At 65.0% G+C, this 23,565-nt stretch carries 24 protein-coding genes; 10 read left to right on the top strand and 14 right to left on the bottom strand.

The features are described 5' to 3' along the window. Positions 1-25: 25 nt before the first annotated feature. Together ACQY5B_RS23875 and ACQY5B_RS23880 are read right to left on the bottom strand one after the other, a co-directional pair. A complete protein-coding gene (locus ACQY5B_RS23875) occupies positions 26-2,542 on the bottom strand; it encodes an ABC transporter permease (RefSeq protein ID WP_420327025.1) in 2,517 nt (838 codons plus the stop codon). After that, positions 2,539-3,231, bottom strand: coding sequence for an ABC transporter ATP-binding protein (locus tag ACQY5B_RS23880; protein WP_305969714.1), 693 nt, complete (start codon positions 3,229-3,231; stop codon positions 2,539-2,541). The genes ACQY5B_RS23875 and ACQY5B_RS23880 overlap by 4 nt, the downstream gene beginning before the upstream one ends. 15 nt (positions 3,232-3,246) lie before the next feature. Between ACQY5B_RS23880 and ACQY5B_RS23885 the strand changes: the two genes are divergently transcribed. Then, positions 3,247-3,918, top strand: coding sequence for an arylesterase (locus ACQY5B_RS23885; RefSeq protein WP_305969715.1), 672 nt, complete (start codon positions 3,247-3,249; stop codon positions 3,916-3,918). Between the two features lie 3 nt (positions 3,919-3,921). On the opposite strand, the gene ACQY5B_RS23890 is transcribed toward ACQY5B_RS23885, so the two are convergent. The 6 genes from ACQY5B_RS23890 to ACQY5B_RS23915 form a co-directional block, all read right to left on the bottom strand. Continuing rightward, positions 3,922-4,113, bottom strand: coding sequence for a hypothetical protein (locus tag ACQY5B_RS23890; protein ID WP_420327024.1), 192 nt, complete (start codon positions 4,111-4,113; stop codon positions 3,922-3,924). A 92-nt stretch (positions 4,114-4,205) separates the two neighbouring features. Further along, positions 4,206-5,291: a geranylgeranyl reductase family protein gene (locus ACQY5B_RS23895; protein ID WP_428400313.1), complete on the bottom strand. Its 1,086-nt coding sequence runs from the start codon at positions 5,289-5,291 to the stop codon at positions 4,206-4,208. A 77-nt stretch (positions 5,292-5,368) separates the two neighbouring features. After that, positions 5,369-5,923 (bottom strand): L,D-transpeptidase, encoded by a 555-nt coding sequence (locus tag ACQY5B_RS23900; RefSeq protein ID WP_420327022.1) that lies wholly within the window; start codon positions 5,921-5,923, stop codon positions 5,369-5,371. A 150-nt stretch (positions 5,924-6,073) separates the two neighbouring features. Then, positions 6,074-6,745 carry a MotE family protein gene (locus ACQY5B_RS23905; RefSeq protein WP_420327021.1) on the bottom strand — a complete coding sequence of 224 codons (672 nt, stop codon included), beginning with the start codon at positions 6,743-6,745 and terminating at the stop codon, positions 6,074-6,076. A gap of 32 nt (positions 6,746-6,777) precedes the next feature. Then, the gene (locus ACQY5B_RS23910) at positions 6,778-7,125 is read right to left on the bottom strand and encodes a hypothetical protein (RefSeq protein ID WP_219512169.1); all 348 of its coding nucleotides are present in this window, start codon (positions 7,123-7,125) and stop codon (positions 6,778-6,780) included. 11 nt (positions 7,126-7,136) lie between these two features. After that, positions 7,137-7,649, bottom strand: a complete 513-nt coding sequence (locus ACQY5B_RS23915; RefSeq protein ID WP_420327020.1) for a flagellar basal body-associated FliL family protein — start codon at positions 7,647-7,649, stop codon at positions 7,137-7,139. 116 nt (positions 7,650-7,765) lie between these two features. Here ACQY5B_RS23915 and fliF point away from each other — a divergent pair, with 116 nt between their 5' ends. From fliF to fliP, 4 genes are read left to right on the top strand one after another with little or no spacing between them, the layout of a single operon-like run. Beyond that, positions 7,766-9,385, top strand: a complete 1,620-nt coding sequence (gene fliF, locus ACQY5B_RS23920; protein ID WP_420327019.1) for a flagellar basal-body MS-ring/collar protein FliF — start codon at positions 7,766-7,768, stop codon at positions 9,383-9,385. Then, the gene (locus ACQY5B_RS23925) at positions 9,382-10,005 is read left to right on the top strand and encodes a FliH/SctL family protein (RefSeq protein WP_420327018.1); all 624 of its coding nucleotides are present in this window, start codon (positions 9,382-9,384) and stop codon (positions 10,003-10,005) included. Before fliF ends, ACQY5B_RS23925 begins: the two co-directional genes overlap by 4 nt. Beyond that, complete coding sequence (locus ACQY5B_RS23930) at positions 9,998-10,285, top strand: FliM/FliN family flagellar motor switch protein (protein ID WP_420327017.1); 288 nt, start codon at positions 9,998-10,000, stop codon at positions 10,283-10,285. The genes ACQY5B_RS23925 and ACQY5B_RS23930 overlap by 8 nt, the downstream gene beginning before the upstream one ends. 3 nt (positions 10,286-10,288) lie before the next feature. Continuing rightward, positions 10,289-11,014: a flagellar type III secretion system pore protein FliP gene (gene fliP / locus ACQY5B_RS23935; protein WP_420327016.1), complete on the top strand. Its 726-nt coding sequence runs from the start codon at positions 10,289-10,291 to the stop codon at positions 11,012-11,014. Between the two features lie 263 nt (positions 11,015-11,277). Here the strand turns inward: fliP and ACQY5B_RS23940 are convergent, their stop codons facing one another. From ACQY5B_RS23940 to ACQY5B_RS23950, 3 genes are read right to left on the bottom strand one after another with little or no spacing between them, the layout of a single operon-like run. Beyond that, positions 11,278-12,231 (bottom strand): aldose epimerase family protein, encoded by a 954-nt coding sequence (locus tag ACQY5B_RS23940; protein ID WP_420327015.1) that lies wholly within the window; start codon positions 12,229-12,231, stop codon positions 11,278-11,280. Between the two features lie 57 nt (positions 12,232-12,288). Beyond that, positions 12,289-13,209 carry an oxygen-dependent tRNA uridine(34) hydroxylase TrhO gene (gene trhO / locus ACQY5B_RS23945; protein ID WP_420327014.1) on the bottom strand — a complete coding sequence of 307 codons (921 nt, stop codon included), beginning with the start codon at positions 13,207-13,209 and terminating at the stop codon, positions 12,289-12,291. A gap of 39 nt (positions 13,210-13,248) precedes the next feature. Beyond that, a complete protein-coding gene (locus ACQY5B_RS23950; protein ID WP_420327013.1) occupies positions 13,249-14,466 on the bottom strand; it encodes an Hsp70 family protein in 1,218 nt (405 codons plus the stop codon). A gap of 109 nt (positions 14,467-14,575) precedes the next feature. Between ACQY5B_RS23950 and pncA the strand changes: the two genes are divergently transcribed. Both pncA and pncB read left to right on the top strand, forming a co-directional pair. Further along, positions 14,576-15,169, top strand: coding sequence for a bifunctional nicotinamidase/pyrazinamidase (gene pncA / locus ACQY5B_RS23955; RefSeq protein ID WP_420327012.1), 594 nt, complete (start codon positions 14,576-14,578; stop codon positions 15,167-15,169). A 49-nt stretch (positions 15,170-15,218) separates the two neighbouring features. Then, on the top strand, positions 15,219-16,511 hold the full coding sequence (gene pncB / locus ACQY5B_RS23960; RefSeq protein ID WP_305969728.1) for a nicotinate phosphoribosyltransferase: 1,293 nt from the start codon (positions 15,219-15,221) through the stop codon (positions 16,509-16,511). A gap of 10 nt (positions 16,512-16,521) precedes the next feature. On the opposite strand, the gene ACQY5B_RS23965 is transcribed toward pncB, so the two are convergent. Beyond that, entirely contained in the window at positions 16,522-18,111 is a 1,590-nt protein-coding gene (locus tag ACQY5B_RS23965) for a substrate-binding domain-containing protein (RefSeq protein ID WP_420327011.1), read from the bottom strand. Positions 18,112-18,231: 120 nt separating this feature from the next. On the opposite strand from ACQY5B_RS23965, the gene hisC reads away from it, so the two are divergent. From hisC to ACQY5B_RS23980, 3 genes are read left to right on the top strand one after another with little or no spacing between them, the layout of a single operon-like run. Beyond that, a complete protein-coding gene (gene hisC, locus ACQY5B_RS23970) occupies positions 18,232-19,317 on the top strand; it encodes a histidinol-phosphate transaminase (protein ID WP_420327010.1) in 1,086 nt (361 codons plus the stop codon). After that, positions 19,314-20,234 (top strand): prephenate/arogenate dehydrogenase family protein, encoded by a 921-nt coding sequence (locus ACQY5B_RS23975; RefSeq protein WP_420327009.1) that lies wholly within the window; start codon positions 19,314-19,316, stop codon positions 20,232-20,234. The genes hisC and ACQY5B_RS23975 overlap by 4 nt, the downstream gene beginning before the upstream one ends. Further along, complete coding sequence (locus ACQY5B_RS23980) at positions 20,231-20,881, top strand: extensin-like domain-containing protein (RefSeq protein WP_305969732.1); 651 nt, start codon at positions 20,231-20,233, stop codon at positions 20,879-20,881. The genes ACQY5B_RS23975 and ACQY5B_RS23980 overlap by 4 nt, the downstream gene beginning before the upstream one ends. 52 nt (positions 20,882-20,933) lie before the next feature. Here ACQY5B_RS23980 and ACQY5B_RS23985 read toward each other — a convergent pair whose 3' ends face one another. Continuing rightward, entirely contained in the window at positions 20,934-22,631 is a 1,698-nt protein-coding gene (locus ACQY5B_RS23985; protein WP_420327008.1) for a flotillin family protein, read from the bottom strand. A 27-nt stretch (positions 22,632-22,658) separates the two neighbouring features. Continuing rightward, entirely contained in the window at positions 22,659-23,420 is a 762-nt protein-coding gene (locus ACQY5B_RS23990) for an OB-fold-containig protein (protein ID WP_420327007.1), read from the bottom strand. Positions 23,421-23,565 lie beyond the last annotated feature (145 nt).

Raw genomic sequence — 23,565 nt, forward strand, 5'->3', positions numbered from 1 at the left:
GCAACGTGACAGCCTGTCCGAATCGTCACTCCCGCGCGCGAAGTATCCCCGCGGGCCGTGTTGCAAGCGGGCGCCAGGCAAAGCCGAGCCCGGCCAGCAGCGTCGCCAGCACCCCGCCCGTGACGATCCCGATGGCCGAAGGCCAGATCACCGCGAAATCGGTTTCCATCACGAAGGTCATGACGGCCCAGGCCCCGGCGATACCGGCGCCCAACGCGACCGCGCCCGCCGCACCGCCCAGAAGGGCAGAGCGCAGGGCAAAGCTTTGCAGGATGCGGGCGCGGGTGGCGCCAAGTGTCTTGAGTACCGCCGCCTCGTAGGTGCGCGCACCTGCGCCCGCCGCCGCCGCGCCGATCACCACCAGAAAGCCGGTCAGCAGTGTCGCCGCCGCGCCCCAGCGCACCGCTTGGCCGATACCGTCCAACAGGTCGCTGACCCGGTCGATGGCGTCGCGGACGCGGATGGCGGTGATGTTGGGATATTGACCGGCGAGGTCGCGCAGGATCTGCGCCTCGGCCGATTCCTCGGCGTATACGGTCGAGATGAAGGTATGCGGTGCAGCCTGCAGCGCGGCGGGGTTCATCGTCATGACAAAGCCGATGCCGGCGGTCGAGAAATCGACCTCGCGGAACGAGGTGATGGTCGCGGTGATGTCACGCCCCAGGATGTTGACGGTCAGCGTGTCGCCCAGCTTGAGGCCCATTTCCTGCGCCTCTTCAGCGGCAAAGCTGACCTGCGGCGGGCCGCTGTAGCCCTCGGGCCACCATTCGCCGGCGGTCACGGTGGTGCGGGCACCGGGTGTTTCGGAGTAGGTTACGCCCCTGTCGCCGCGCAGAACCCAGTGTTCGCCCACCGCCTCTGTCGCCGGTTGACCATTGATGCGGGTGATGATGCCGCGCAGCATGGGGGCGCTGTCGATGCGGCTGACGGCTGGGTCGTTTTCCAGCCGGTCGAGGTAGCCGGGCATCTGATCCTTCTGGATGTCCACAAAGAAATACGAGGGCGCGACCTCTGGCAGGTCGCGCTGGATGGCGCTTTGCAGATTGCCGTCGATCTGGCCGATGGCGGCCAGCACCGTCAGGCCAAGACCCAGCGACAGCACAACTGACCCGGCACTTTCGCGCGGTCCTCCGATGGCGCCCAGCGCCATGCGCCATGCGGGTCTGCCGCGTGCGGCGGGTGTGGCGAGGCGGGCCATCCAGCGGATCGCCCAGGCGGCCCCCAGCAGCACCAGCAGTGCCCCCGCGATGCCGCCCGCGATCCAGAGCGTCAGGCCGGGCCGCCCGGCGAACAGCGTGGCACTACCGACCAGCAGGGCGACTAGCACCAGCGTTGCCAGCACATAGCGCCAGGCGGGTAGCAGCCGTGCGCTGTCCAGCGCATCGCGGAACAGGGTCGCGGCGCGCACCTCTTCGGCCCGGGCCAGGGGCCAGAGCGTGAACAGCAGGGCAGTCAGCACGCCGTAGAGCGCCGCCTCTGCCAGTGCGCCGGGGTATAGGGTAAAGACCGTGGGTACCGGCAAAGCGCCCGCGATGAGCGGGGCAAAGAGGATCGGCACCAGCGCGCCAAGGATCAGGCCCAGCGTGATGCCGACAAGGCTGAGCACACCAATCTGGATGAAATAGGTCTGGAAGATGATGCTGCGCGTGGCGCCCAGCGTGCGCAGCGTGGCGATCACGCTTGTCTTGCGCGCAAGATAGGCGCGCACCGCCGCGGACACGCCGATTCCGCCCACGGCCAGCCCGGACAACCCGACGAGGACAAGGAAACTGCCCAGCCTCTCGACGAACCGTGCGATGCCAGGGGCCCCGTTGCGCGCGTCGCGCCAGCTCAGGCCCTTGTCCTCGAACCGCTCCAGCGCCTCGGCGCGGGCGGTATCGAGGTCGGTGCCCGGGGGCAGGAGCATCCGGTATTCCGTTTCGAACAGAGAGCCTTCGCTGAGCAGGCCCGAACCTTGCAGATCTGCGGTTCGGACTATGGTGCGCGGGCCGAGACCAAAGCCGTCCCCGGCGTCGTCCGGTTCCACGGCAATGGTTGCCCGCAGGGTGAACTCCTGCGTGCCAAGGCGGAATGTGTCGCCGGGCAACAGCGCCAGCCGGTCGGCAAGGATCGGGGCCATGATGGCGCCCTGATCCCGCAGAGCCTCGGCCAAGGGCATCGGCGGGTCCAGCACGATCTCACCCAGCAGGGGGTAGGCGGCGTCCACGGATTTCACCTGCGTCAGACCGCGTTCGGTGGTGCCGTCGCGTGTTACCGTTGCCATCGAACGGAAATCCGTCACCTCGGAGACAGAAGTGGCGGTCTCCTGCATCCACGCGCGCTCATCCTCGGTGGCAAAGCGGTAGGTGAATTCGGCTTGGGCGTCGCCGCCCAGCAGGACGGCGCCCTGATCCTCTAGCCCGGTCTGAATCGCCGAGCGGATAGAGCCGACGCCGGCAATGGCGGCCACACCCAGGGCAAGGCAGGCCAGGAAAATGCGGAAGCCGCGCAAGCCGCCGCGCAACTCACGCCGGGCAAAGCGCGCCGAGGTGGCAAGGCTCATTCCGCGGCCCTCAATTCGGTCGAGGCGACGCGGCCATCGTCCAGGTGCACAACCCGGTCGCAGCGCGCTGCGAGGTCCGGTGCATGGGTGACGAGCACCAGCGTCGCGCCATGTTCCTGCGACAGCCCGAACAGAAGGTCGACGATGGCGGCACCATTCGCCCCGTCGAGGTTGCCCGTGGGTTCATCGGCCAAAAGAATGTCTGGTTCCGGCGCCAGCGCGCGGGCCAGCGCAACGCGCTGTTGTTCCCCGCCCGACATCTGCGCCGGGTAGTGATCGGCGCGGGCGGCCAGCCCGACCTTGTCCAGCATCGCCCGCGCCCGGTCGAATGCCCGGCGGTCGCCCGCAAGTTCCAGCGGCGTTGCGACGTTTTCCAGCGCGGTCATGGTCGGGATCAGGTGGAAGGATTGGAACACAACGCCCATGTGGTCGCGACGAAAACGCGCCAGGGCATCCTCGCTCATCGTCGTCAGGTCATGGTCCAGCGCGTGCACCTGCCCGGTGCTGGCCCGTTCCAACCCGCCCATGATCATCAGCAGAGAGGACTTGCCTGATCCCGACGGCCCGACAAGGCCCAGCGTCTCTCCCCGCGTCACGTCGAGCGAGATTCCATGCAGGATTTCCACCAATCCGGCATTGCCCCTGAGGCTGAGGGTGACATTTTGGAGCGAGAGAACGGCATCGGACACGGGGGGCCTCGGAACATGTTGCACTGGGTCAGATATGGGCTGTTGGGCTTGCGCAACAAGGCACTGGTGATGGTCTTGCTGCTGGTGGCGACGGGTGCCGCGGCAGAGCGGGTGCATATCCTGGCGCTGGGCGACAGCCTGACGCAGGGCTATGGGCTGATCGAACGGGAAGGGTTCGTGCCGCAACTGCGGAGCTGGCTGACTGAGCGCGGCCATGATGTACGGATCGTCAACGCCGGGGTGTCGGGGGATACCACGGCGGGTGGGCTGGCGCGGGTGGACTGGTCGCTGACCCCCGAAATCCAGGCGATGATCGTGGCGCTTGGCGGGAATGACCTGTTGCGAGGCATAGATCCGGCGGCGGCGCGTGCCAATATCGAGGGCATCCTGAAGGTCGCCGAGGCGCGCGGGCTGGAGGTGCTATTGATCGGGATGTCGGCGCCGGGCAACTACGGCCCCGACTACAAGGCACAGTTCGATGCAATCTACCCGGAACTGGCAGAGGCCTATGACACTTTGTATCTGGAGAGCTTCTTTGCAGGTCTGATGCAAGACGGCGAGATGCCCGATGATCCGGGGCGTTACATGCAGCCCGATGGCATCCATCCCAATGCGACCGGCGTGGCGCGCATCGTCGAGGCGGTCGGGCCGAAGGTCGAAGCGCTGATCGCTCAGGTCGACCGCTGAGGGTCAGGCGTCGACCTCGGTGCATTCGTGACCGAGCATATGCAGGGTGGATAGGATCAAGGTCATGCCAACCATCAGACTGACGCTGAGATACAGGCCGAAGGCAGCGAGGATCGACATGTCGAAGCCGAGCCACCCGACAACCGCGCAGACCAGACCGATCATGCAGCCAATAAGGAAATAAAAGATAGCCACTATGCCCTCCATCTGCTTGGAAGGTAGGTGGCCAGACCCTAACAGAACCTTAAGACCCGATGCCCGGTGCAGGGCTTAATCGTTAAGATTCTTCATGTTCCGCTGACAGCGCGCCAGGCAAAGCCCGGCAGCCTCGCGGCCATTTTCTGCATCAGGGGGCCATAGTCCGTCTCTCCGGCCATCATGCGCAGGTATTCGCCGCGCAGGGTGCGAGAGCCGCGGAAACTGCGGATGAAGGCAGGGCGCAGCGTTTCGCGGAACATCAGGTTGCGCAACAGCCGGGCATGACGCAATCCGCGATGGATCGGGCGCAACGCTCTTGTATAAGCGGCCAAGGCACTGTCCGGCGTTCCCTGTTCAAGCGCGCGCCGCGCGGCCTCCGCCGCACGGGCGCCGCTGTCCAGCGCGTGGGCAATGCCCTCGCCGGTGATTGGATCCACAAGTCCGGCGGCATCCCCTGCCAGCAGGATGCGCCCCTTGCCCGGAACGGTTCGGAAATCGCCAAAGGGCAGAAACTGCCCTTTGACCGGCAGCGTGTCCGGCAGGCCGAGCTGGTCTAGATAGCGGTACAGCGCGGATTTCATGTCAGTGTTGCGGGACAACACGCCGCCGAGGCCCACGGTGGTGCCCAGCGGCTTGGGGAACTGCCAGCCATAGCCCCAGTCCGCGGCGCCGAAATCGATACGCAGCGGGCGGTCGGGATCGGCGCCGGGGTGCTCGACCTCCAGCGCAAACCCGATCCGGGCCCTGTCGAAGGCGGTGCCAAAGAGTGTCCTCGCGGTGTTGCTGTTGACACCGTCAGCGGCGATCAGCAGCGGGGCCTCGATCCGGCCGCCGGGCAGATCCACGGCCGGACCATCGGGATCCAGCCTGCCGCTCTGCCCGGTGAAGTCCACCACGCCGGCCGCAAGCGCCTGTTCGACCAGGGCTGCATCCAACTCGTATCGCATGCCCAGGTACAAGGGCGGGGCATCACGGCTGTCGCCAAGTGGCTGACCGAAAGCATGAAAGGTGAACCTGTCCCGCCGCTCGAGCGGAACAGGCGGCAACGTCCCGCCAAAGGTCCGGCCATAGCGGGCTATGGCGCGGCCGGTCAGGCCGCCGCCGCACAGTTTGTTCCGAGGGAATCGCGCCTTGTCGACCATGGCGACGCGCAGACCGGCCCGAACTGCGTTCATGGCAGCGGCGGACCCGGCGGGTCCGGCCCCAAGAACGATCAGATCGAAGCGCCCGGATGCCTGCGCGCTCTTCTGCGTCACAGAACGGTGACTTTGGCGCCGGGTTGAACGCGTTCGTAGAGGTCGATCACATGGTCATTGATCATCCGGACGCAGCCGTTTGAGACCGAGCGCCCGATCGACCGGGGGGCCGTCGTGCCGTGGATCGCGTTGAAGGTGTAACGCCCGTTGCGATACAGATACAGTGCGCGAGCGCCCAGTGGGTTGCCGGGGCCACCGGGCTGGACATAGTCGTTGTCGATAAACTTTTCATAGGCGCTCGGGTTGCGCTTGATCATCGCGTCGGTCGGACGCCACGTCGGCCACTTCTTCTTGCCGCCGACGTCGTAGGTGCCCGAAATCGCCTGCCCCGCGGTGCCAAGTCCGACACCATAGCGACGCGCCTGTCCCGGTGCCTCGACCAAATAAAGGAAATGTGCCTTGGACAGGATCAGGATCTGCCCGGGAGCCAGGTCCGGCTTGATCGAGACGACCTGCGGCTTGAATTTCGTGTCCACCGAATAGGCGAGCGCGGGCAACGGGAATGCCGCGGCGGTGGCCGAGGCGGCAAGGAAAGTACGGCGGTTCAACATGGCAGCCTCTGCGAATTTATCCGGAGTGCGGCATGGTATTTGGCCCAAGACGGTCCGAAAAGCAATCCCGCGAGCGCCCAGGGGGTGTCACGTTGCCGTGCACCTGCACTTCTCGTGGCACGCACACGCGGTAAATCGCTCCTTCGCGGGTCATTCCTTGGGAACATCCGCGTTGCGCCCGGCCAGGACCACGCTCACCAGATAGGCGGACTGCGGGGTCATCCCGGCCATGATCGCGGCGGCGGCATCGGGGCGCATTCGGGCAAGGAAACCTGCGGCGAACTGGGGGTCCATCTCCTCGAAGAGGGCGGCGGCCTGCTTGGGTTTCATGTTGGCGTAGACGTCGGTCAGCTTTTCGACATCGTCCGAGGCAGCGGTCCTTGCCAGAGCGAGCGTCTGTTTCAGGCTGGCCTCGGCCGCTGCCAGGGCTTGCATCTTGCGTTCGATTTCCGCTTCGGCGACGGCCAGCGCCTGCATGCGCACGTCAATAGCCGATTCGCGCTTGCGCAGTCGGGACTCGCGCGCATCCAGCGCCTCCAGCAGAGGCTTGATGTCGGCCTCTGCCACCACGCGCGGAGCGGGTTGACCGGCGGCGGGCCTGGCCTTGGCCACATCTGCCGCAAGGGCCGCCTCTAGTTGGGGTTTCGGCCCTGTGTCGCCTTCGCGGGCCAATGCCTCGCTTGCGCCCACGGCCAGCCGCAACAGGCCGGATGTCACCAGCAGGGCGCAGATCGCCGCCAGAGCGCCGCGCGGCTTGCGCTTGGGCGTCTTGCGCGCGGATCTTGCGGCGCCGGGGCGCGCGGAAACCTTGGCTTTGGCCATGTTCAATCCTCGTGTTGCGTGGCGATGCGCGTTCAGTTGCGCGAGTGACGCAGGAAAACCGGATCCTTGGCGTCCTGCTGTGGCGGTGCGCTGTTCTGCGGCAGGTCATGCATCGAGGCCACCAGCAGTTCCAGGCGGCGGGCGACGTCCTCGGCCCGGTCGGTCAGTTCGCCCAGCGACTTGTTCGATTCGCCGGCGCTTTTCTGGGCATTGCCCAGGGTCCTGGTCAGGTCGTCGACCTGCGCCGACAGCACCGCGACGGCGCCACCGACGCCGTTTTCCAAGTCTGTAAAGCGCGACAGCCGCCGCGCCAGGATAAAACAGTAGAAACCGGCGCCCAACGCACCCGCCACCAGCAGGATATCTGCAATTGCTTCCATTCCCATCTCCCTCAATTCAGGACAAATTCAAGCACGAGGAGGTCGCGCACCCGGCCTTCGCCGGCCACCAGCTTGATTCGGCGCAGCATCTGGCCGCGCAGCCGTACAAGGGCGCCCTGCGCCTCGATGTCCTGCGCTTCGAGCGCGCGGAGATAGCTGTTGAGCACGTTCTGGATGCGCGGCAGGATCTTTTCGACCTCGCTCTTGTATTCCGACGGCACCTCGAGGCTGGCGCGAAATCGCAGGTGGCTCGCATGGGCGTTTGGGCCCAGCGAAATCAGCACCGGCGGCACTTCGATGAAACTGACGTCGGGCAAGGCCTTTGTTGCCACATGCGGTTCGCCGTGATCCGCCGGGGCATGTGCAACTGCCGCCTTGCCTCCGCCGAGGCCAAGCAGACCCGACTGCACCGCGTAAAACCCGCCACCGCCGCCAACAAGCGCAAGCACCAGGCCAATGATCAGCGGCAGTTTTGACGGCTTCTTGCCGGCAATCTCGTCTCCATCAACGGTGGCGTCAGACATTCTTTACCTCTTCGTCGGCGATGGGCCCGTTGTAACGAAAAGGGGCTAACTGATTGTTAAGGCGAATAGGTCAACCTCGGCACAACCGAACAGAATGTTTGGAGCGGAGGTCGGTCTTGAATCAGGTACTGTCGAGCTGGAATGCCCTTGCCGGGCGTCAACGCATGATCGTCATTGGTGCCACGGTGGTGGTGATGCTGGCGGTTCTCGGCCTGACGCGTCTGGCGTCGGCGCCCAACATGGCCCTGCTTTATGCGGGTCTGGAAAACGATGCTGCGGGTGACGTCGTCAAGGCGCTGGAGGCCCGCGGGGTTCAGTATGACGTGCGCGCCGGGGCGATTTTCGTCCCCGAGGCAGAGCGCGATGCGCTGCGACTCACTCTTGCCAGCGAAGGACTGCCGGCAAATAGCGGCCAAGGTTACGAGTTGCTGGACGGGCTATCCGGTTTCGGGACCACCAGCCAGATGTTCGACGCCGCCTACTGGCGCGCCAAAGAGGGTGAATTGGCGCGCACGATCGTCTCGAACCCCCAGATTGCAAGCGCCCGCGTCCATATCGCCAACTCCAGCGCGAATCCCTTTCAGCGTGACGTGACGCCCACGGCCTCGATTTCCGTGACGACGACCGGCGCGGTGCTGAACGCGGCGCAGGCGCGGGCGCTGAAATTCCTTGTCGCCTCGGCCGTTCCTGGCCTGGTTCCTGAAAATGTTGCGGTGATCGACGGCAAGGGTGGGCTGATCGGCGCCGAGGACAAGACCGGCGGCGGCGTGACCGCAGATGACAAGGCCGCCATGCTGCGCGATCGCGTCCAGCGCCTGATGGAGGCCCGCGTCGGATCCGGCAACGCTGTGGTCGAGGTCAGCGTGGATACGGTCACGGAACTGGAACTGATCCGTCAGCACAGTTTCGATCCCGACGGCCGCGTGATCGTCTCGACCGATACCGAGGAGCGCACCGACAAGTCGGAAAACCTGGGCGGGGGAGGCGATGTCACCGTGGCGTCGAACCTGCCCGATGGCGGCGCCGGGGGCGGACCGGACCAGTCGACCACGGCCAAGTCCGAAACGCGGGAGCGAATCAACTACGAGATCTCCGAAACCACCCGCGAGATCACCCGCCAGCCTGGCGCGATCAAGCGGTTGACCGTCGCTGTCTTGGTCAACGGCAGTTTTGAACCGGCGGCCGACGGCACCCAGACATTTGTTCCCCTTCCCGACACCGAGCTGGAAGCGCTGCGTGACCTCGTAGCCTCGGCCGTTGGTTTCGACGAGGAACGCGGCGACCAGATCACCCTGCGGTCGATGCCTTTCGAACGGCCGGACGGGCTGGGCACCGGCCCGCTGGAACCCGGCCTGTTCTCGGGATCTCTCGACATGATGCGGCTGATCCAGATGGGGGTTCTTGCGGTGGTGGCTCTGATCCTCGGCCTTTTTGTTTTGCGTCCCATCCTGTCGCGGGGTGAGACGGTGACGGCCAGCGCCGGGGCGTTGCCCGCTCCCGGCCTCCCCGCCGAAGGCGAGGCACTGGAAGGCGAGATCGAAACCAACGACAGTTTCGACAACCTGCCCGTGTTGGCGGACGGCCCGGATTTCAGCTCCATGGGCATGGTCGATTTCGATGCCCCCGCCGAAGAGGATCCCGTGGAGCGCCTGCGCAACCTGATCGAGGCGCGCAAGACGGAAACCGTCGAGATCCTGCGTAGCTGGCTTGAGGAAGACAAGGAAGACGCGACATGAGCGCGATTGCGGAGCTTCTTGAGGATTTCGGCGCCAAGGCCAAGGCGGCAGCGCCCGCCGCGCCGCAGGAATCAACCGAACCGCGGATCACCGAAGCCGAGATCGAAGGGCAGAAACTCGAAGCTTTCGAGAAAGGGTATCGCGCTGGCTGGGACGATTCGGTCAAGGCGCAGTCCGACGATCGCACGCGGATATCCAGCGCACTAGGCCAGCACCTGCAGGACCTGAGTTTCACGTATCATGAGGCCTATACCCAGGTCATGAACGCGGTGACGCCGCTGCTGGACGAGATGGTACGCTCGCTTTTGCCGGAAATGGCCCGGCAGACACTGGGCCATCATATCGTCCAGCAACTGCAAGCCATGAGCCTCGAGATTGGCAGGATGGATGTCGAGATCGCGGTGCACCCGGATCGGGTCGAGGCGGTCAAGCCGCTGCTCGATCAGGACTTCGGGTTTCCTATCCGCCTGAGCCCGGACGATTCGCTGGCCGAGGAACAGGCCGACATCCGTTTTGGCGCAACCGAACGCCAGATCGACCTGAGCGATCTTGCCGCCTCGCTGTCCGAGGCCGTCGCGGGTTTTGCACATGACAACCAGAGGAAAATGAAACATGGATAGCGCGCAGACCGCCGCCCGCAGCGATCAGGGCACGCCCTTTACCTCGGTCCCGATCGAGATCACGGTTTCCGTGGGCCGCGCGCGCCCGCTGGTGCGCGAACTCCTGCAACTGAACGAAGGCTCCGTTCTGACGCTGGACAAGCAGCTCGACGATCCGGTCGAACTCTATGTCGGGGAAAAGCTGATCGCCATCGGCGTGCTTGAGGTCGTCGACGGTGATGGATCCGGCCATTTGGCGGTTCGCATCACCGAAGTGGTCGACCTTCAGTCGCCGGCCTGAGCGATGCGTATCCTCCTGCCGGTGCTGGCGCTTTGGCTGTTGTTGCCGGGCATGGCCAGCGCCCAGTCCATCGCAATCGACATGGGCGATGGCGGGTCGGTCACGGCCACGTCGATCCAGCTGATCGCACTGATCACCCTGCTGAGCCTGGCGCCGGGCCTTGCCATCATGGTGACCTGCTTTCCCTTCATGGTAACGGTCCTCGCGATCCTGCGTCAGGCCGTGGGTCTGCAGCAATCGCCTCCCAACATGCTGATCGTCAGCCTGGCGCTGTTCCTGACCTATTTCGTGATGGAACCTGTCTTCAACGAGGCTTGGGAAACGGGCGTCCAGCCCTTGCTGGAGGAACAGATAGAGGTCGAGGAGGCCGCGGTTCTGGCCATTGAACCCTTCCGCGACTTCATGGCAGGCCGCGCCGATCCAGACACCTATCGTGCAATGGCCGACCTTCGCCCGGACGCGGTCGAGACCGCCCTTTCGCCCGAGGCGCCCCTGTCCGTTCTGGTGCCAAGTTTCATGCTCTCCGAGGTGGCGCGGGCATTCCAGGTGGGCTTCCTGATCTTCCTGCCGTTCCTGATCATCGACCTCGTCGTTGCCGCCGTTTTGATGTCGATGGGCATGATGATGGTGCCGCCAGCCATCGTGTCGCTGCCTTTCAAGCTGGCCTTCTTTGTTTTGGCGGATGGTTGGGCGCTGCTCGCCGGAAGCCTGGTTCGCGGATACTTTTAGGCGGCATTAAGGTTAACACGGTTAAGGTTAATGTGGCAAAGGTTGGTGAAGCAGTGGCTGATCATGGCTGGCGCGATGAGGGCCGGTCGAAGGGCAGGTGAGCCGTTGGCGGGCGGTGGCGACACCGGCATGCGGGAAGTCGCAGCAAAGCTCGGCTGGCCGCAAGCCGAACCCGGCCGCCGTTCCATGCGGCCCAAGCCGCAGGTCTAGAGGACAAAAGGGCAGCCGGGGGTCCGTCGGGCAGTCGATCCCGTGCCCGCGAGTCAGCCCCGGGAGATCTCGATCCGTGTTACCTGTCGATAAGGCTTGTCCGGTGACACCAGGATCGAACCGAAGCCCGGCGTGTTGAGCGCATTCGGAAACGCCTGTGCCTCCAGGCAGATGCCGGCGAAATTCCCGTGTTCCACCCCCGGCCAGGGCGAGGCATACGGTTCGAGGAAGCCGCAGGTGTAGACCTGCAGCCCCGGTTGATCCGTCCAGAGCCGCAGGCGCATCCCGTCGGGCGACAGCAGTTCCGCCGCCGGTCCCTCGGTTTCATCCAGCGCAAAGTTCAGGTCATAGCCCTCGCCGTCAGGATCGGCTTCGTCGATCCGCCTTGGCTTTCGATAGTCAAACCGGGTGCCATTGACGGCCGGTTGCTTTCCGGTGGGGATCAGGTCGGGACCGGTCGGGGTATAGGTCGAGGCCGCAAGCCGCAGGGTATGGTCGCGCACCGTGCCCGACCCCATCAGGTTGAAATAGAGATGCTGGGCCAGGTTCACCGGGGTAACCCGGTCGGGCACCGCCGTCATGTCCCAGGTCAGGGTTGCCCCCTCCAGCGACAGGCGGACCTCGAAATCGACGGCGCCGGGATAGCCTTGGTCAAGGTGCGGCGAATGCAGGCTCAGGCGCACCGCGCGCGGGCCTTCCGGCTCCATCTGCCAGTTCCGCTTGCCCAGGCCCATCGGCCCGCCGTGCAGATGATGCGGACCATTGCCAACGTCCAACTGCCAGGTCTCGCCATCGAGGGCAAAGCTCCCCTCTGCCGTGCGGTTCGCGACCCGGCCCACGACCATACCCATCGACGTGGGGTTTTCGCGGTAAGCCTCGGGATCGTCATAGCCCAAGACAACGCGGCGCCCGGCCACCTGCCAGTCCTGTACCGCGCAGCCCATCGAAAGCACCGTGACCTGCGTGTCGCCATCGCTGAGCACATGGCTGGAAATCGGATCTGTCATCTGTGTCCTCCCCGTCGCGGGGAAGCTAGCAGCGTGGCGGAGGAGTTCCCAGCCCGGTCAATCCTCGTCGGTGATGTCCGCGTGCAGGTGCCGCTCGCCGCGCGCCCTTGCCAGGGCAATCTGTTTCTGACGCTCGCGGAACCGGGTCTTGTCCTCGTCCGAAGTCTCGTCGATGCAGAGATGACAAGAGACGCCGTGTTCATATTCGGGGCGCGCGCGGTCGGCGGGCAAAATCGGGCGGCGGCAGGCATGGCACAGGTCATGCGGACCCTCGCGCAGCCCGTGTTCGACCGACACCCGCCCGTCGAAGACGAAACAGGCGCCTTGCCATGTGCTGTCGTCCTCCGGGACCTCCTCGAGGTATTTCAGGATCCCGCCCTTGAGGTGATAGACGTCCTCGATGCCCTGGCTCAGTAGATAGTTCGTGGATTTCTCGCAGCGGATGCCGCCGGTGCAGAACATGGCGATCCGCTTGTTGTGAAAGCGATCCTTGTTGGCTTCCCACCAGGCGGGGAAGTCGCGAAAGCTGTCGGTTTGCGGGTCCACGGCGCCCTCGAAGGTGCCTATGGCCACCTCGTAATCGTTGCGCGTGTCGATCACGGCAACATCCGGCGACCGGATCAGCTCGTTCCACTCGGTAGGTTCGACATAGTGGCCGACACGCGCGCGGGGATCGACGTCGGGCTGACCCATCGTGACGATCTCTTTCTTCAGCCGCACCTTCATGCGGGCAAAGGGACGCTCGGCGGCGGTGGACAGTTTCCATTCCAGGTCGGCGCAGCCGGGCAGCGCGCGGATATGGGCCAGCACCGCTTCGATCCCCGCCTCGGGTCCGGCGATGGTGCCGTTGATCCCCTCGTGGGCCAGCAGCAGCGTGCCGGTGATCCTTTGCGCGCGGCAGAGGTCCATCAACGGATCACGCAGCGCGGCAGGATTGTCGAAGCGGGTGAAGTGATAGAGGGCGCAGACAGTGAACATGGGATTTCGATACGCAGGCGGCGAAGGGGCGTCCAGCGGCTATTCTGCCGCAATGGCGAGGCCGTGCACAACAGCGGTGAAAACTTCGCTGTCGACAGGCCGTGCATTCGGCAGAGCGCGTGACATGGCGTGACGGACGGCGCGCAGCAGGCTGGAGCCACCGACATAGACCACCTGGTCGACCTTGTCCGGCGCGCAACCCGCCATGCGCAGGGTGTCGAGGGCACAGTTGGCGATCTCTTCGCCGTAGCCGGTCAGGGCGGCGGTCAGTGCCTCGGTCTTCAGCGTTACGGAAAGCCCGCGTTCGACCACACCCAGTGCGATTTCGCCCGCCTCGGCGCCATTGGCCGCGATCTTTCCGGCCTCGACCGCATAGGCGATGTCATGGCCAAGGTGGGATTCCAGCACGTCGGCCAACCGTTCGAAACAGCGCGGTTCCGGCGCAAGGCGGATCCATTTCTGCACTTCGCGCAACTGCCCGGCATCGTAGACAAAGGGTATCTTTTCCCAGCTGGCGAGGTCATGGAACAGCGCTCGCGGCGCGGTATGGGTGGCGCTGCCCAGCTCGGCACCGATCTGGGCACCGTAGCCCAGCAGGGGCATGACGTGTCCAAGGCTCAGCGCCTTGTCGAAATCCGTCCCACCCAGCCGGATGCCGCCGCTGGCCAGAACGCGGGTCTGCCCGCCGCCGTGCTCGCAAAGCGTGAAATCCGAGGTGCCGCCGCCGATGTCGACGATCAGCATCCGCCCCGTGCCGTCCACCGCATGGGCCGCGGCCTCGGGTTCCGCCAGGAAATCGACGGACTTGAACCCGGCAAGGTGGTAGGCCTCGGTCAGGTCGGCCAGCGCCTGCGCGTCACGCTCGGTCGAGGCCGAGTGGAAGTGCACCGGGCGGCCGGACAGGGCCGTGTCGAAAGACATGCCGGTATGCGCCTCGGCGCGGTCGCGGATCTCGGACAGAAAGCGCGCGATGACCTCGATCAGGGTCAGGCGTTCGTTCAGCACGCGGCGGGGCTCGCGCGCCAGCGGCGTGCCCAGGATGCTTTTCAGCGCGCGCATGAACCGGCCTTCGGCGCCGTCCATCATCGCGCGGGCGGCGCGGCTGCCATAAAGGTTTTTCCGTTCCGCGAAATCGACAAAGATCGCCGTGGGCAGCGTTTGTTCGCCGGGTTCCAGCGGGATCGCGTAGGGGCGTCCACCCGCCATGACGGCGGCCCCCGTGTTGGACGTGCCGAAATCCACGCCAAGCCGTGCCATGTCAGAATCTCCTGTCCGGAAGGGCGCCACGCCTACCAGTGCCCGCGCGGCATGGCAATTCCCGAACGCGCTGCCTATGCTGCGCCAAGACGCAAACGGGAGATGGCCCATGCACGCCCTGATCGTGATCGACGTTCAGAACGATTTCTGCCCCGGCGGGGCATTGGCGGTAGAGCGCGGAGACGAGATCGTGCAGCCGATCAACGCGCTGATGGCCGAGTTCGACGCCGTGGTGCTGACGCAGGATTGGCACCCGGCCGGGCATTCTTCTTTTGCCTCGACGCATGAGGGCAAGGCGCCCTTTGACATGGTCGAGATGCCCTATGGACCGCAGGTCCTGTGGCCCGATCACTGCATCCAGGGGTCGCCCGGTGCCAATTTCCACACCGAGCTGGAGGTGGACCGCGCCGACCTGATCATCCGCAAGGGCTTTCGTCCCGCGATCGACAGCTATTCGGCCTTTTTCGAGAACGACCACCAGACCCCCACGGGGCTGGAGGGCTACCTGCGCACGCGGGGCATCGACAGGCTGACGATGGTCGGGCTGGCGACGGATTTCTGCGTGAATTTCTCTGCCGTGGATGCCGCGAAACTGGGATTTGCCGTGACCGTGCGGCAGGATCTGTGCCGGGGCATCGACCTTGACGGATCGCTGGCGGCGGCGCTGGGCGGGATGAAAGAGGCGGGTGTCACGCTTGCGTGAGGCCGCCGCATCGGATTTACCCTGAGCGCTGACGCGACGGAGGACGGGCATGGTCGACATCGCCACACGGGTCTGGAATCACAAGTGGAAGATCGATCCGATCGTCCGCTCCCTGATCGATACGGATTTCTACAAACTGCTGATGTGCCAGTCGGTGTTCCGCAACAAGCGCGACACCCAGGTGACATTCTCGCTGATCAACCGGTCCACCCAGGTGCCGCTGGCGGAACTGATCGACGAGGGCGAACTGCGCGAACAGCTGGATCATATCCGGTCGCTCAGCCTGACACGGGGCGAAAGCACCTGGATGCGCGGCAACACCTTCTACGGCAAGCGCCAGATGTTCACGCCCGAGTTCATGGACTGGTTCGAAAACCTGCGCCTGCCGCCCTACCACCTGGAACGGGTGGGCGATCAGTACGAGCTGACCTTCGAAGGCAAATGGCCCGAGGTCATGCTGTGGGAAATTCCCGCGCTGGCGGTGCTGATGGAACTGCGCGGACGCGCCGTGCTGCACGACATGGGGCGGTTCGAGCTTCAGGTGCTATATGCGCGGGCGATGACAAAGCTGTGGCAGAAGGTCGAGCACCTGCGTCAGGTGCCGGAACTGCGCATCGCCGATTTCGGCACCCGGCGGCGGCATTCCTTCCTTTGGCAGGACTGGTGCGTACAGGCCATGTTGGAGGGGCTGGGGCCCAGTTTCGTGGGCACCTCCAATTGCCTGATCGCCAAGAACCGCGATCTGGAGGCAATCGGCACCAACGCGCATGAACTGCCGATGGTCTATGCGGCCCTGGCCGGTGACGACGCCGAATTGGCGCGGGCGCCCTACGACGTGCTGGCCGACTGGCACGAGGAACACGAAGGGAACCTGCGGATCATCTTGCCGGACACCTACGGAACCGAGGGGTTCCTGAAACGCGCGCCCGACTGGCTGGCGGGCTGGACAGGCATCCGCATCGACAGCGGCGATCCGGTTGCGGGCGCCGAGGTGGCCATCGACTGGTGGAAAAGCCGGGGCGAGGATCCGCGCAGCAAGCTCATCATCTTCTCGGACGGGCTGGATGAGACCAAGATCCTGGAACTCTACCGGCAATTCACCGGGCGGGTCCGCGTGTCCTTTGGCTGGGGCACCCTTTTGACCAATGATTTCCGTGGACTGGTCGAGGACGACCGGCTGTCGCCCTTCAGCCTGGTCTGCAAGGCGGTCAGCGCGGATGGCAGGCCGACGGTGAAACTGTCGGACAACCCCAACAAGGCGATGGGCCCGGCGAATGAAATCGCGCGCTACAAGCGGGTCTTTGGCGTGGGCGATCAGGAAGCGATGGAAGTCGTCGTCTGACAGGGACTGTTCACAGTCCGCCGGCCTGACTCAAGGCGCGCTGCAGGTCGCCCTCGACCCGGAACAGGCGCCCCGATGAGATGTTCGAGAGTTCGGCAAGCTGCCCTGCGTCCGCATCAGCGAAGGCGACGACCTGGATCGGGACATTCCTAGTAAAGGCGGTCTGGTCGCGATAGGCCAGCAGCGAGATGCGGCTTTCCGTGTCGGATGGCCCGGCGGCCAGCACCACGATTCTTGGCCGATAGCCGGTGATCTCACCGTCCACGGCATAGGGGGTCATTGCCTCGAATGCCTCGTACACGGCGTAGTACATGTCCATGCCGCCCGTGGCCTGAAGGTCGCTGAACTGGCGCAGGGCGGACTGGACGGCTGCCGCATCTTCCCCTTCCATCACCATCGGATCAAGAATGTTGTGGTTGTAGGGAATGACGATATTCACGTCCTTTGGGCTGGGCTGCAGCAGCCCGGTCAACGCTTCTTTCAGGTCGGCGATGGGCTGGCCGCTCATGGCGTCGGAGACATCCAGCACCCAGACCGTCAACGAGGGTTTGCGCAGTTCCTTGTCGTAGAGCGCGAGCGCCTCGGTGATCACGGGCGCTTCGGGCCGCGGCATGGGCGTGAGGCTACGGGCGGGGTCGATGCCCCAGTCCGGGTTCCAGATCGAGGTATCCACGGTGTCAGGTGCCTCGGTCGGTGCTTCGGCCACCGACCCGGCGCGCCAGCCGAAACCGGACAAAAGGATCCGCGCCTCTTGTGACCCCAGAAAGGTTTGAAGCTCTAGGAACTTGTCCTGCTTGTCCTCGTCGCCCTCGGTCAACAGGCCAAGCGGAGCCTCCAGCACCGGCTGGGCGCCGGGCAGGTAGAACACCTGCAGCGGCTCGACCCCCTTGGCCGCCAGTTGCCGGTTGGCAGTGATGACCTGCGCCTCGCTTGCGAACAGCGCGTCGAAGGCGTCGACATTCGCCACAAGCGTCTCTGTCAGTGGGCCCGACCCGCCGGAGGTTCGGCTCATCTGGTCCAGCAGCGCGCGCATGTCGTCGCGCAGGGTCTCATCGGCCAGGTGCTCTGCCGTCAACGCGTCTCCTGTGCCCGAGAGGCTGTGCCACATCCCCAGATAGGTCGCGACGCCCGTGCCGGACTGCGTGGCCGAGGGCATGGCCAGGCGAAACTTGCCAGCACCCGCGGCCTCCCGGATCTCTTGGAGGGTCAGGTCGTCTCGTCCGGTCCAACCCATCGCGCTGGCCGTCGAGTTTCGCAGGGCAAGCACAACCGGAGAATGATGGACCGCCGCGGCAAGGCGGACGTCTGTCCCGTTCTTGCCAAGCGTCAGCCACAGCGAATCCGATGGCCAGACGGCATCGAATTCGCCGACCGCCCCGTCGGACAGGTCGCGCGCGATCTCGACGGAATCGCGATAGGTGAAACTCAGTTCGGCATTGTTGTCCTCGGCCCAGTCCAGCAACGCGGGTTCAAGGGCGCGGTTCGCCGGATCGGACAGGACATGCAGCGCGATGCGCGGGGCAAAGGCGCCGAAATAGATCAGAAGGAGAACGACCAGAAGCGCGTTCAGGGCGACGAATATGGCAAACAGAGTCCGCATGAATTGGATCCGTAAAAACTTTTGACGGCATCGTATCCTGCGGGGCGTGGAATGGAACCCGTTTGTGCCTTTTCTAAGCAGGGGCGCGGCGCTATGCACGGGGGGCTTTTGGAGGTGAGAATGACAGCGATCAAGCCGCAGCCCGGGATCATGGACATCGCGCTATACGTGGGTGGCAAAGCCCACGTCGAAGGCGTGACCAACGTGGTCAAGCTCAGCTCGAACGAGAACCCGTTCGGGCCAAGCCCTGCCGCGCAGGAGGCCGTCAAGCGGTCCGTGCATGAGCTGCATCGCTATCCGTCCACCGACCACCGCAGCCTGCGCGAGGCGATCGGCGAGATGCACGATGTCGACCCCGACCGGGTGATCTGCGGCGTGGGAAGCGACGAGATCATCACCTTTCTCTGCCAGGCCTATTCCGGCCCGGGTACCGAGGTCGTCTATACCGAACACGGCTTTGCCATGTACCGCATCAGCGCGCTGGCGGCGGGAGCGACCCCGGTCGAGGTCAAGGAATGCGAGCGGGTGACGGATGTGGACGCGATCCTTGCCGGCTGCACCGACAAGACGCGACTGGTCTTCATTGCCAACCCCAACAACCCGACCGGCACGATGATCGGCATGGCCGAGATCGAACGCCTGGCCGAAGGTCTGCCAGAGGAATGCCTGCTGGTGCTGGATGGTGCCTACGCGGAATACGTTGACGGGTACGATGGCGGCGCCAAGCTGGTGGAGCACCGCGACAACGTGGTGATGACACGGACCTTTTCGAAACTCTACGGGCTGGGTGGGCTGCGCGTCGGTTGGGGCTATGGCCCTCGAGAGGTCATCGACGTCCTGAACCGTGTTCGCGGGCCGTTCAACCTGTCCGGCACCGCATTGGCGGCAGCAGAGGCGGCTGTGCGCGACACCGCCTATGTCGAGAAATGCAGGTCCGAGAACACCCGCCTGCGCACATGGCTGGCAGAGGCACTGGCCGAACACGGCGTGCCCAGCGACACCTCGACCGCCAATTTCGTGCTGGCGCGCTTTGCCGATCAGGCCGAGGCTGAGGCCTGCGATCTGTACCTGCAAAGCCAGGGGCTGATCGTGCGGCGCGTGGGCGGCTACAACCTGCCAAACTGCCTGCGGATCACCGTGGGGGACGAGCCCTCGTGCCGGCAGGTGGCGCATAACATCGGGCTGTTCAAGGCAGGTGTGCGATGACGGTGATCTATGAACGCGTGGCGCTGATCGGCCTGGGGTTGATCGCCTCGTCGATGCATTGGGCCATGAAGCGCGGCGGCGTGGCGTCGCATGTGACCGGATATGCCCGATCGGCGGAAACGAGAGAGACCGCGCGCCGCATCGGATTGTGCGACGAGGTCTGCGACAACCTCGTCGATGCGGTCCGGGATGCGGATCTGGTGGTGTTGGCAACCCCGGTGGGTGTCATGGGCCGCGTGACCGAAGATATCGCCCCGCACCTTAAACCGGGCGCCACGGTGATCGACGTGGGCTCGGTCAAGCGTACGGTGATCGATGAAGTCGGCCCGCATATCCCCGAGGGCGTGCATTTCGTGCCCTGTCACCCGATGGCCGGAACCGAACATTCCGGGCCGGAGGCCGGGTTTTCAACGCTGTTCGACAACCGCTGGTGCCTGATCGTTCCGGTCGAGGGCAGTAATCCGGCAGAAGTCGAGCGGATGCAGAGCTATTGGCAGGCGCTGGGGGCCAACACCGAGGTGATGGACGCCGAGCACCACGATCTCGTCTGCGCCGTGGTCAGCCATATTCCGCACCTGATCGCCTACACGATGGTGGGTGTGGCCGATGACCTGCGCCGCGTATCGGACCAGGAGGTCATCAAGTTCTCGGCCGCCGGTTTCCGCGATTTCACCCGGATTGCCGCCAGCGATCCGACCATGTGGCGCGACGTTTTCCTGACCAACAAGGACGCCACGATCGAGATCCTGGGCCGCTTTACCGAGGAATTGATGGCCCTGCAGCGGGCCATCCGCACCGGTGACGGTGAGCAGCTTCACGCCTATTTCACCCATACCCGGGCCATCCGCCGTGGCATTCTGGAGGCCGGTCAGGATACTGATAAACCGGACTTTGGCCGCGTGAAGGTGGAACGGTGAAACGACTGACCCTCGGGCTTTGCTGTCTTGCGCTCCTTGGATCCTGCGGTGTGCGCGAACGTGTCGGCAACGGGCTGGACGGGGTGCGCGGCGCCTTGGGCAGTGCCTTTGCCAGCAGTGACGGGCGCGGTTTGTGCGGCGATCCCTCCCTACAGGGAGAGGTCGTGGGCGCGGTTCCGGGCAAGCTGAACGGCTGCGGTATCGAGGACGCGGTGCGTCTGCAATCGGTGGGCGACGTCCGGCTGAGCCAGCCGGCGCTGATCGATTGTCCCACGGCGCGGGCGCTGGAGGTCTGGGTGCGCGAAACCGCCAAGCCGGCGGTCGGGCGGCGCGGCGGCGGTCTGGCCGGGTTGAAGGTGGCGGCGCATTATTCCTGCCGGACCCGCAACCACCAGCCCGGCGCGCCGATTTCCGAACATGGTCGCGGCAAGGCAATTGATATTTCGGCGGTCCTGCTCGAGGACGGGTCCGCGATCACGGTCGAGGATGACTGGGGCCGGGGCCGCAAGGGCCGGGCTTTGCGGAGGATGCACAAGGACGCTTGCGGGGTCTTCGGGACGGTCCTTGGCCCGGGATCGGACGGTTACCACGAGGACCATTTCCACTTTGACACCCGGCGGCACGGCAACGGCGCCTACTGCCGATAAAGCCTTGCAGGGAATGGCAACGCCCTGTTGCCGGGGCGTTGCCTGATTTCGGTCAGTGGCGCGGCTCTTCCGGGGTTTTCGGGGCGGCGTCGTCCTGGGCAGGCTCTGCGGCCTCGGCGGTGATCGGTGTTGCCGATCTGCCGCCCGTCAAGCCGTCGATGGTTCCATCCATCGTCATGCCCAGTTCCTCGCCCAGTTTTTTCAGCGCGGGCATCTGCACGGCCATGCCCATGATGGAATCGAGCGCCTGGTTGACCGGAGCCTTGCCATTGTCGGCGCCCGTGCCGTCGCCGCCGCCGTTTGCGCCATTCAGGCCCGAGACCTGGTGGATGCGGATCGAGTCGATCTTTTCGGCCGGCTTGACGGCCTCGGCCAGCACCTTCGGCAGGGCTTCGATGCGGGCAAGGTCGACCTTCATCGCCACCAGCGCATCCGACAGCGCGTTCTCGGCGTCGTTCAAGGCGCGCGTGCCCTCGGCCTGGGCCAGCATGTCCAGCTTGCGGGCCTCGGCGGTGGTGGTGATCGCGTCGGCCTCGGCCTGCGCCTCTTCGCGGCGGGCTTCGGCGCGGTCGGCGGCAGCGTCCTTTTCCGCCTGGGCCGCAAGCCGGATGGCGGTGGCTTCGCGCTCGGCTTCGCGTGCGGCCTCGATCAGGGCGATCTGCTTGAGACGTTCGGCCTCGGCCACTTCCTTGGCGGTGGTCACCGCCTCCATCGCCTTGGTCGCCTCGGCGCGGGCAAGGTCGGCGCTGGCGCGGGCGCGGCTCTCTTCCTCGGATTTCTGCGCGATGATGATCTGGCGTTCCTGTTCGGCGACCTCCAGTTCGCGTTCCTTGGTGATCTCGGCCTCGCGGATCTTGCGTTCACGGGCGATTTCCGAAGTGCGGACGGCTTCTTCACGCGCGATCCGCGAGCGTTCGGTTTCACGCTTGGAATCCTCGGTGCGGGCGGCGATCTCGGCTTCCTGTGCGGCCTTCATCGTTTCGATGCGCTGCATCTGTTCGATGCGGGCCTGTTCCTCGTCCTGTTCGATCGACAGCTTGTGGCGCGCGGCCTCCATCTCGGCCCGGCGGACGGCAACGTCGGCCTCGGCCTCGATGTTGGCGCGTTCCTTGCGCGAGGTCGAAATCACTTCGGCGAGGCGGCGCATCCCGACGGCGTTGAAGGCGTTGTTTTCGTCCAGCGCCTCGAACGGCGTCTGGTCCAGCGCGGTGAGCGAGACCGATTCCAGCGACAGCCCGTTCTTGGTCAGATCCTCGGAGACGGTGTTCTGCACCTCCTGCACGAAATCGGCGCGGTTTTCATGCAGGCTGTCCATCGTCATCTGTGCGGCCACGGCACGCAGGGCGTCGATGAGCTTGCCCTCGATCATCTCGCGCAGCTGGCTGATGTCGAAGGTGCGGTCGCCCAGCGTCTGGGCGGCGCGGGCGATGCCCTCTTCGGTGGGCATGACAGAGACGTAGAATTCCACGCCCACGTCGACACGCATCCGATCCTGGGTGATCAGCGCGGCCTCGCCGTTGCGCTGCACCTCCAGCCTCAGGGTCTTCATGTTGACGGGGCTGACCTCGTGGAACAGCGGGATGACGATGACACCGCCGTCCATGATGACCTTCTTGCCGCCGGCGCCGGTCTTGACCAGGCTGACCTCGCGCGTGGCGCGGCGGTAGAGGCGCGCCAGCACCAGCATGATCAATACGATGAAGGCCAGCGCGGCCACGACGATAATGGCAATGGGTAGTATGTTGTCCATTTTTGTCCCCTGAAGGTTGGAAATAAATCAGGAAAGTGCGACCAGCAGGTAGCCTTTCTCATAGCGGTGGCGCAGCACCATGACCTCTGTCCCCTGCGGGATCGTCGCGTCGTCGCGCAGCGGCTCGGCGCGCAGGTAGTGGAAATTGCCGTAACGGTCGGTGACCTTGACCTCTGCCGGGCGGCCCCGGGCGGCGGTGCCTTGGGTCACGATGCCGGTGCGCCGGCCAAGGTGGCGTTCGGACAGGGCCTCTGTCTCCATCTTGGGCAGAAGGCGGGCAAAGAGCGCGCCAAACTGGCGGGCAAACCAGATCGCCGCCGCACCGGCAGGCAGGGCCACCAGCCACGATGGGAGAGGACCGCCAAAAAGGCTGTTTGCGAGGGTCTGGATCACGAGACCCGTCAATCCGAAGGCCAGCAGGATGGCCGCCAGCCAGATCAGCGCAGGCATCTTGCCAAAGCCCAGCCAGGCGGCAACGCTGTCCGCGCCGTCGGGGGCGCCATCGGGCATCTCTACGTCGAGGTCGGGTGTGTCGAGGTCCGGCTCTGCCAGTTCTAGGTCGGCGATGTCGATGTCGGTGCCGTCGAGGCCCAGGTCTATGTCCAGATCGCCCAGATCGGGCATGTCGACATCAAGGTCCGGCCCGTCGACGTCCAGCCCGTCGGCGCCGGCCCCCAGCAATGTGCCGCCCAGCAAGCCAAAGAGCACTTCAAGCGCCAGAAGGCCGAAGAGCAATGAAAGGGCGAGGGTGAACGGGAACATCCCGTCCGACAGAAGAAGATCGAACATGCCTAATCCGAAAATTTGTATACTACGGTATACTTAGCATATGGGGCCTCACGAACCCGTTACAAGTATGTGCACAATAAATCGGCATCGCTGCAACAGGCTGATGACAGCAATCGAAAATAGCGCCGCTCGGCGCAAGTCTGGA

This window comes from Antarctobacter sp. (assembly GCF_965277915.1).
Lineage (GTDB): Bacteria > Pseudomonadota > Alphaproteobacteria > Rhodobacterales > Rhodobacteraceae > Antarctobacter.

Coding starts and splice junctions, on each gene's coding strand:
- ACQY5B_RS23930 (WP_420327017.1), top strand. CDS start 9,998: ATGGATAGCGCGCAGACCGCCGCCCGCAGCGATCAGGGCACGCCCTTT.
- ACQY5B_RS23975 (WP_420327009.1), top strand. CDS start 19,314: ATGACGGTGATCTATGAACGCGTGGCGCTGATCGGCCTGGGGTTGATC.
- ACQY5B_RS23885 (WP_305969715.1), top strand. CDS start 3,247: ATGTTGCACTGGGTCAGATATGGGCTGTTGGGCTTGCGCAACAAGGCA.
- ACQY5B_RS23990 (WP_420327007.1), bottom strand. CDS start 23,420: ATGTTCGATCTTCTTCTGTCGGACGGGATGTTCCCGTTCACCCTCGCC.
- trhO (WP_420327014.1), bottom strand. CDS start 13,209: ATGTTCACTGTCTGCGCCCTCTATCACTTCACCCGCTTCGACAATCCT.
- hisC (WP_420327010.1), top strand. CDS start 18,232: ATGACAGCGATCAAGCCGCAGCCCGGGATCATGGACATCGCGCTATAC.
- ACQY5B_RS23965 (WP_420327011.1), bottom strand. CDS start 18,111: ATGCGGACTCTGTTTGCCATATTCGTCGCCCTGAACGCGCTTCTGGTC.
- pncA (WP_420327012.1), top strand. CDS start 14,576: ATGCACGCCCTGATCGTGATCGACGTTCAGAACGATTTCTGCCCCGGC.
- ACQY5B_RS23900 (WP_420327022.1), bottom strand. CDS start 5,923: ATGTTGAACCGCCGTACTTTCCTTGCCGCCTCGGCCACCGCCGCGGCA.
- ACQY5B_RS23985 (WP_420327008.1), bottom strand. CDS start 22,631: ATGGACAACATACTACCCATTGCCATTATCGTCGTGGCCGCGCTGGCC.
- ACQY5B_RS23910 (WP_219512169.1), bottom strand. CDS start 7,125: ATGGAAGCAATTGCAGATATCCTGCTGGTGGCGGGTGCGTTGGGCGCC.
- ACQY5B_RS23925 (WP_420327018.1), top strand. CDS start 9,382: ATGAGCGCGATTGCGGAGCTTCTTGAGGATTTCGGCGCCAAGGCCAAG.
- pncB (WP_305969728.1), top strand. CDS start 15,219: ATGGTCGACATCGCCACACGGGTCTGGAATCACAAGTGGAAGATCGAT.
- ACQY5B_RS23875 (WP_420327025.1), bottom strand. CDS start 2,542: ATGAGCCTTGCCACCTCGGCGCGCTTTGCCCGGCGTGAGTTGCGCGGC.
- ACQY5B_RS23915 (WP_420327020.1), bottom strand. CDS start 7,649: ATGTCTGACGCCACCGTTGATGGAGACGAGATTGCCGGCAAGAAGCCG.
- ACQY5B_RS23950 (WP_420327013.1), bottom strand. CDS start 14,466: ATGGCACGGCTTGGCGTGGATTTCGGCACGTCCAACACGGGGGCCGCC.
- fliP (WP_420327016.1), top strand. CDS start 10,289: ATGCGTATCCTCCTGCCGGTGCTGGCGCTTTGGCTGTTGTTGCCGGGC.
- ACQY5B_RS23905 (WP_420327021.1), bottom strand. CDS start 6,745: ATGGCCAAAGCCAAGGTTTCCGCGCGCCCCGGCGCCGCAAGATCCGCG.
- ACQY5B_RS23895 (WP_428400313.1), bottom strand. CDS start 5,291: ATGAACGCAGTTCGGGCCGGTCTGCGCGTCGCCATGGTCGACAAGGCG.
- ACQY5B_RS23940 (WP_420327015.1), bottom strand. CDS start 12,231: ATGACAGATCCGATTTCCAGCCATGTGCTCAGCGATGGCGACACGCAG.